At 36.7% G+C, this 6599-nt stretch carries 4 protein-coding genes, 1 pseudogene and 1 other annotated feature (1 of these 6 cut by a window edge); of the genes and pseudogenes, 4 read left to right on the forward strand and 1 reads right to left on the reverse strand.

The features are described from left to right. Positions 1-77: a binding site (T-box leader), on the forward strand; it begins 139 nt to the left of the window's first position. An 80-nt stretch (positions 78-157) separates the two neighbouring features. From tyrS to V7024_RS11610, 4 genes are all read left to right on the forward strand, one after another. Further along, positions 158-1417: a tyrosine--tRNA ligase gene (tyrS, locus tag V7024_RS11595; protein ID WP_335519886.1), complete on the forward strand. Its 1260-nt coding sequence runs from the start codon at positions 158-160 to the stop codon at positions 1415-1417. Between the two features lie 301 nt (positions 1418-1718). After that, positions 1719-3620 carry a tyrosine decarboxylase gene (gene tdc, locus V7024_RS11600; protein ID WP_335519890.1) on the forward strand — a complete coding sequence of 634 codons (1902 nt, stop codon included), beginning with the start codon at positions 1719-1721 and terminating at the stop codon, positions 3618-3620. A 166-nt stretch (positions 3621-3786) separates the two neighbouring features. After that, positions 3787-5172 carry a Na+/H+ antiporter NhaC gene (nhaC, locus tag V7024_RS11605; protein ID WP_335519893.1) on the forward strand — a complete coding sequence of 462 codons (1386 nt, stop codon included), beginning with the start codon at positions 3787-3789 and terminating at the stop codon, positions 5170-5172. A 100-nt stretch (positions 5173-5272) separates the two neighbouring features. Then, complete coding sequence (locus V7024_RS11610) at positions 5273-6322, forward strand: M42 family metallopeptidase (RefSeq protein WP_335519896.1); 1050 nt, start codon at positions 5273-5275, stop codon at positions 6320-6322. Positions 6323-6379: 57 nt separating this feature from the next. Here the strand turns inward: V7024_RS11610 and V7024_RS11615 are convergent. Then, a pseudogene (locus tag V7024_RS11615) lies at positions 6380-6599 on the reverse strand (RNA-guided endonuclease InsQ/TnpB family protein); the annotation flags it as partial.

A 6599-nucleotide genomic window follows, 5' to 3' on the forward strand; every position in this document is an offset into this window, starting at 1 on the left:
TTATTGCCAAGAGTGGTATAAATAGCAATGCTATTTATGCAATCTGGGTGGTAACACGGTTAAAGATCGTCCCTATGTCGAATGTAGACATAGGGACTTTTTTATTGCTAGGAATTTAAAGTAAACAATATTTACAAATTAAAGGAGCTGGAAAGACATGAATATCATTGATGAATTAGAATGGCGAGATGCCATCAATCAGCAAACAGATGCAGAAGGATTGCGTAAACTAGTAGAAGAGAAAAAGATTTCTTTGTACTGTGGTGTAGATCCAACTGGTGATAGTATGCATATTGGGCATTTAATTCCGTTTATGATGATGAAACGCTTCCAATTAGCTGGGCATCACCCAGTTATTTTAATTGGAGGAGCAACGGGAACAATCGGTGATCCAAGTGGACGTCAAACAGAAAGACAGCTTCAAACGTTAGAACAAGTGCAGCATAATGTCGAAGCGTTAACAGCGCAAATGCAGAAGCTATTTGATTTTGGCGGGAATAGTGAAGTGAAAATGGTAAATAACTACGATTGGACGCATCAAATAAGTATCCTTGAGTTTTTACGCGATTACGGTAAAAATTTCGGTATTAATAGTATGTTGGCAAAAGATATTGTAGCAAGCCGCTTAGATACAGGGATTTCATTTACAGAATTCACATACCAAATTCTCCAAGCGATGGATTTCCATCACTTATACAAAGAGGAAGACGTACAATTGCAAATTGGTGGTAGTGATCAATGGGGAAATATTACTAGTGGTCTAGATTTAATCCGTAAGAAAGAAGGACCGGATGCAAAAGTCTTTGGATTAACAATTCCATTGCTCTTAAAATCAGACGGTACGAAATTTGGAAAAACAGCTGGAGGAGCGGTTTGGTTAGATCCTGAAAAAACAACACCATTTGAATTTTACCAGTTCTGGGTGAACACAGATGATCGCGATGTCATTAAATACTTAAAATTCTTCACGTTCTTAACGAAAGATAGAATTGATGAATTAGCAGTTAAAGTTCAAACTGAGCCTCATAAACGGGAAGCACAAAAAGTATTAGCAGAAGAAATGACGAAATTTGTTCATGGTGAGAACGCATTCTTGCAAGCAGTAAAAATTACAGAAGCATTATTTAGCGGGGATATAAAGTCACTAACTGCGGATGAAATTGAACAAGGCTTTAAAGATATGCCGACTTTCTCCGCTACAAAGGAAACGAAAAATATTGTTGAGTGGTTAGTAGAATTAGGAATTGAACCTTCTAAACGCCAAGCAAGGGAAGATATTAATAACGGGGCTATTTTGATGAATGGAGACAAAGTAACGGATGTAAATACAGTTGTTACGGTAGAGAATTCATTCGATGGAAGATTTATTATTATCCGTAAAGGGAAAAAGAACTACAGCTTGGTGAAGTTGGGATAATAAAAACGTAGCGCAGATGAATGAGGTATTGATTTAGGTTTCAGAATACATGTGAAAAATCTTTTTTAAATAATAGTTTAGTATAAGATGTATACCTTTTTCTTGGAAAGAAGAGTAACGGAAGTTTACTCTTCTTTTTTTGTGATTTTTATCCTGCATGAACGGGTAGTAAGAATTCTATCCTCCTAACTCAAGGTCTGTGGGAATAATGAATAAAGGAGAATGTTCAAACAATCTTAGGGTAAAATATTGATTTTTATATATTTGAATAATACAATTATAGAAAGGAGTGAAATGGAAAATGAAGTATGAAATTCCAAATATTAATTTAAAAGCATTATTCTTAGGGGATAAAGGAGAAAATGTAGATTTATTTAAAGAGTTATTATTAAAAATGGTAGATGAGCATGTTGGCTGGAGACAAAATTATATGCCTCAAGATTTACCTGTTATTACACCTCAAGATAGAAGTTCGAAAAGTTTTCAGGAAACTGCAGATCATGTTCGCAGTGTGTTCAATGTATTATCTTCTAAATTACGTACAGACTCATTACCTTGGCATACTGCTGGCCGCTTTTGGGGACACATGAACTCTGAAACATTAATGCCGTCAATCATTGCGTATACAGCTGCGATGTTATGGAATGGGAATAACGTAGCATACGAATCTTCACCAGCTACTTCTCAAATGGAAGAAGAGGTTGGACATGAATTTGCGGCACTTATGAGCTATAAACCAGGTGAAAGTTGGGGGCATATTTGTGCAGATGGTTCCATCGCGAATTTAGAGGGCTTATGGTATGCGCGTAATATGAAGTCTTTACCACTAGCAATTAAAGAAGTAGCTCCTGAGTTCGTTGCAGGTAAGTCTAACTGGGAATTACTGAATATGTCCACAGAAGAAATTTTAGATATTTTAGAGGAAATTCCAGAAAAAATGGATGAAATTAAAGCTCATTCTGCACGTAGCGGTAAACAACTGCAAAAATTAGGGAAATGGTTGATTCCGCAAACGAAGCATTATTCTTGGTTAAAAGCTGCTGATATTATCGGTGTGGGTCTTGATTGTGTAGAACAAATCGATGTTGATGACAACTATCGTATGGACATTCATAAATTAGAAGAAAAAATTCGTGAATTAGCAGAGAAGCACATTCCTATTCTTGGTGTTGTTGGGGTTATCGGTACGACAGAAGAAGGACAAATAGATCGTATTGATAAAATGGTAGAACTTCGTGAAAAATTAGCAGAAGAAGGTATCTATTTCTATATTCATATAGACGCTGCTTACGGAGGTTATGCTCGCTCTATTTTCTTAGATGAACGGAACGAATTTATCGAATGGGATCAAATAGAAGAAGTGTACGCAAAACACAACATCTTCACTGAAAAATGTGGATGGTTAACAAAAGAAATCTATCATTCATTTAAAGCAATGAACCAAGCAGAAACGATTACAATTGATCCTCATAAGATGGGATATATTCCTTACTCTGCGGGCGGTATTGTCATTAAAGACACTAGAATGCGTGATGTGATTTCTTACTTTGCAACTTATGTATTTGAAAAAGGTGCAGATATTCCAGCATTACTAGGTGCATATATGTTAGAAGGTTCTAAAGCAGGTGCAACTGCAGCAGCAGTTTGGACAGCACATAAAGTCTTGCCGCTAAATGTAACTGGTTATGGTAAATTAATTGGTGCAAGTATTGAAGGGGCTTACCGTTTTTATGATTACTTAACCGGAAAAGAATTTAAAGTGGGAGATAAAACAATTCGAGTGTACCCATTAACAAAACCTGATTTTAATATGGTTGACTACGTATTTAACGAAGAAGGTAACAAAGACTTAGAAAAGATGAACAAATTAAATCACGATTTCTTTGAGCAAGCTTCGTATGTTAAAGGTGGATTATATAATAATGAGTTTATTACATCGCATACCGATTTTGCTGTCCCTGACTATGGAAACAGTCCACTTTCATTTGTGAAGAGTCTCGGGTTTAGTGAAGCAGAATGGGATCGTGAAGGGAAAATAACAGTATTACGTGCTTGCGCATTATCTCCATATGCTCATGATAAGGACGTGTTTGAAGAATATGCTTTTAAATTGGAAAAAGCGATTCAAGATAAACTTGAAACAATCTATAAATGTAGTGAAAGAAGTTTAGTAGAAACTCGTTCTTTTATAATGAATGCATAACAGCGACTTATATGTTGCAAAATGAAAATAGATTTATATAGTAGGGAGGTGCTGTTTGTATTGATTTTTGTTTCATATCGTGTTTAGATATTTCATGTGCAATTATTCACAAATAAATTTGTTCTTATTGTGCTATAACAATTGACTGGATAAGGAGTTTATTCAAATGAAAAGAGATGTAACACTAAAAGAAAGTGCCTTTCTTTTAGTTGTGTTATTGACGATTATCGGGACTTGTATTATAGGTTTTAATTTACCTCCTCAAGTGCCTATTTTAATCGCTATAGGAATTGTTATATTATTTGCCAAAATGAAAGGTTTTTCTTGGGATATAATTCATAAAGGGATTCAAAATGGAATTTTACCAGGGTTAATTCCGATCATTATCTTTATGTTAATCGGAATTTTAATCAGTGTTTGGATAGCAGCAGGAACAATTCCAACCATTATGATTTACGGATTTAAAATTTTATCCGCAAAATTCTTTTTACCTTCTGTTTTTGTTATATGTGCCCTTGTAGGGATCATGGTAGGAAGTTCTTTTACAACGATTTCAACTGTGGGCATTGCATTTTTAGGAATGGGACAAATGATGGGCTTGGACCCAGCGATAGTAGCAGGTGCCATTATATCGGGTGCTTTTTTAGGAAATAACATTTCTCCGTTATCTGATACAGCGAATTTAGCGGCTGCGATTGCGGAAGTAGATTTATTTGAACATATTCGTAGTATGATGCGGACAATTATTCCAGCGTTTGTTATAACTCTTATCTTTTTCTTATTTGTCGGACACGGGTCATCGGGATCAGGCGGAAATAAAATTGATGAGTTAGTTCAGACGCTGCATTCCTCTTTTACGATTTCAGTTTTTACACTAATTCCAGTATTAGTATTGTTTTTCTGTGCAAGAAAGAAAGTACCAGCGATTCCGACGTTATTACTTAGTATCGCAATTACGATTGTAATTTGTTATATGTACCACCCGCAGACTAGCTTCGGGCAAATTGCTTCTTTTATGCAAGATGGATTTGTTTCTAAAACGGGTGTAAAGAACGTAGATATGCTACTTACTCGCGGCGGAATGCAAAGCATGATGTGGTCTGTTTCTCTTATTCTTCTTGCTTTAGCATTAGGTGGACTATTAGTAGAAGTAAAAATTATTGAAAAGCTAATCTCTAAAATTTCAGGCATGGTAAGTACGAAAGGAAATTTAATACTTATGACTGCATTAAGTTCAATTGGTATTAATGTTCTTCTAGGTGAGCAGTATTTATCAGTTATCTTACCAGGTGAAGCGTTCAAATCACAATTTGAGGCAATTCGTTTAGATCGGAAAAATCTTTCAGGAATTTTAGCGAATGCCGGAGCAGCTGTTAATCCATTGATTCCGTGGGGAGTGAGTGGTGTATTTATTACAGGAACACTTGGTGTATCTACGTTGCAATATTTACCGTTTGCTATATTTTGTTTGGTAATTCCTGTAATTCATGTTGCTTTAGGATTTATTGGAAATGGGAAACAGCAAGTAAACGAGTATCGAAAAGTTAGTTAGGAGTAAAGGGCATCGCAATCAGTGCGATGTCTTTTATTTCTATTTCGCTGTTTTTCTATTATACTGAAAATTGGAAAGATAAAAGAGAGGGGAAAAACATATGGTACATAACGTAAAAGGCACAATGGAACTTATTAAACAACTCGTTTCAATCCCAAGTCCATCTGGAAATACGAACACAATTATTCGTTTCATTGAGGATTATGTAAAAGAGTGGAATGTAGAAACGAAGCGCAACAATAAAGGTGGCCTTATTATAACGGTAAAAGGAGAAGACGATACGTATCAACGCCTCCTTACTGCTCACGTTGATACGTTAGGCGCGATGGTAAAAGAAATTAAAGCGGACGGACGCCTACGATTATCGATGATTGGCGGATTTCGCTGGAATGCGGTAGAAGGAGAATATTGCGAAATCGAAACAGCGAGCGGTAAAACGTATACTGGCACAATTTTAATCCATCAAACGTCCGTACACGTATACAAAAATGCTGGAGAAGCAAAACGTGACGAACAAAACATTGAAATTCGTATCGACGAGCGTGTATCTTCACCAGAAGAAGTACGTGAACTTGGCATCGAAGTAGGGGATTTCGTATCATTTGATCCGCGCGTTCAAATGACAGATAGCGGCTATATTAAATCTCGTCATTTAGATGACAAAGCAAGCGTAGCAATCTTACTGCAATTAATTAAAAGATTACAAGACGAAAATGTGAAACTACCATACACAACGCATTTCTTAATTTCTAATAATGAAGAAATCGGCTATGGCGGTAACTCCAACATTCCAGAAGAAACAGTAGAATACTTGGCAGTTGATATGGGTGCACTTGGCGATGGCCAAGCATCAGATGAATACACGGTATCAATCTGTGCGAAAGACTCGAGCGGTCCATACCACTATGCAATGCGCAAACATTTAGTAGAACTTGCGAAAACAAACAATATTGAATATAAAGTGGACATCTATCCATTTTACGGATCTGACGCATCAGCAGCAATCCGCGCCGGAGCAGATGTGAAGCATGGACTTATTGGTCCTGGTATTGATGCATCTCACGCTTATGAGCGTACACATGAAACATCGATTGCGCATACAGAGGCACTTATTTATGCGTATGTACAATCAGAGTTAGTAGAAGAATAAGGAATGAATACTCCCCCACTTAGCAAAGCTTGAAGTGGGAGTTTCTAACGTTTCGACCTAACGGACGATTAACGTTAGTGGAGTTAACACACTAGCGAGCTGTTCCACGCCTAACCCCTCTATCCCGTTTGTCCATGCATTCGGGACTACTTTTCGTAAAATATTAGCCGCAGCGTTTACATCTGCGTTGATTTCGATTCCTTTTGCAGAACGATACATACCACGCTTCATTCGTTTTCCTGAAAAAGTTGCATTTTGGTCATTTGTTCCATACGTT

This window comes from Bacillus sp. JJ864, from assembly GCF_036963045.1.
GTDB classification, from domain to species: domain Bacteria; phylum Bacillota; class Bacilli; order Bacillales; family Bacillaceae_G; genus Bacillus_A; species Bacillus_A pseudomycoides_C.